Source organism: Chromohalobacter sp. HP20-39 (assembly GCF_033052815.1).
In the GTDB taxonomy this organism is placed as follows: domain Bacteria; phylum Pseudomonadota; class Gammaproteobacteria; order Pseudomonadales; family Halomonadaceae; genus Chromohalobacter.
Window position 1 is genome coordinate 1 of record NZ_JAWHTP010000469.1, and the last position, 302, is coordinate 302.

The window sequence follows — 302 nt, forward strand, 5'->3', positions numbered from 1 at the left end:
TTCGGCCACTCGGATTACCAGACCATCGTTGCCAACATCAAGAAGTTCTCGCAGGGCGGCAAGACGGCAGTGATCTCCACCATCAACGGCGATTCGAACGTGCCGTTCTACAAGGAACTCGGCAACGCCGGCCTGAAGGCCAAGGACGTGCCGGTGGTGGCGTTCTCGGTGGGTGAGGAAGAACTGCGCGGCATCGACACCAAGCCGCTGGCCGGCCAGCTTGCCGCATGGAACTACTTCATGTCCGTCAAGAACCCCGTCAACGACGACTTCAAGAAGAAGTGGGCCGCATGGGTCAAGGC

At 59.9% G+C, this 302-nt stretch carries 1 protein-coding gene; it reads left to right on the forward strand.

Features of this window, described 5'->3' with window-relative positions:
* A partial coding sequence (locus tag RVY79_RS18835) for a transporter substrate-binding protein (protein ID WP_317466083.1) occupies positions 1–302 on the forward strand: 302 nt, incomplete at both ends.